This is a genomic window from Alcanivorax sp. HI0044 (assembly GCF_001634945.1).
The window spans coordinates 1-750 of sequence record NZ_LWEZ01000403.1 but is presented as its reverse complement, the minus strand read 5'-3'; the positions used below and the strand labels follow the sequence as shown (position 1 = coordinate 750).

Here is a 750-nt window from a genome sequence, read left to right as displayed (position 1 = left end):
CGCCCCCCGGAAAACGCCCTGCAGTTACTGGACTGAATCGCCCATGACCGATTATGTGCTGGTGCTTTACTACAGCCGCAACGGCAGTGTTGCCAACCTGGCGCAACAGGTCGCTCGCGGTATCGAAAGCACCGGAATGGAAGCGCGCCTGCGCACGGTCCCGGCCGTGTCTGCCAACTGCGAAGCCAGTGAGCCGGCGATACCGGATCAAGGTGCGCCCTACGCGACGCTGGATGATCTGGCCGGTTGCCAGGGCCTGGCGCTGGGTTCACCCACACGCTTTGGCAATATGGCGGCACCATTGAAATATTTCATCGACCAGACCAGCGAGCTGTGGATGAAAGGCACCCTGATCGGCAAACCCGCCGGCGTGTTCAGCGCCACCGGTAGCTTGCACGGCGGCCAGGAAAGCACGCTGCTTTCCATGATGCCCCCCCTGCTCCACCACGGTATGGTGCTGGCCGGTGTGCCGTACTCCGAAGCCGCCTTGCTGGATACCCAAAGTGGCGGCACGCCCTATGGTCCCACTCACGTTTCCGGCAGCCAGGGTGACCCGGCGCTGACGGAACACGAAATCACCCTGGCACGCGCACTGGGCAAACGCCTGGCGTTACTGGCCCGCCAACTGAAGGCTTCCTGATGAATCTTGTTTTATTCCGTATCAGCTACGCGTTGCTCCTGCTCGTCGGCATCAGCGGCCTGTTCACTCTGGCACCGCCGGACGCGCACATTGTCTCCAGCCTTATCATC

1 protein-coding gene is annotated in these 750 nt (G+C 62.0%); it reads left to right on the top strand.

What is annotated here, in order from left to right; genetic code table 11:
- Positions 1–43 precede the first annotated feature (43 nt).
- Complete coding sequence (gene wrbA / locus A3730_RS04915; protein WP_063521559.1) at positions 44–640, top strand: NAD(P)H:quinone oxidoreductase; 597 nt, start codon at positions 44–46, stop codon at positions 638–640.
- The last annotated feature ends 110 nt before the right edge of the window (positions 641–750 follow it).

Bases quoted from the DNA above. Each gene is read 5' to 3' on its own strand.
- wrbA (WP_063521559.1), top strand. From the start codon at position 44: ATGACCGATTATGTGCTGGTGCTTTACTACAGCCGCAACGGCAGTGTT.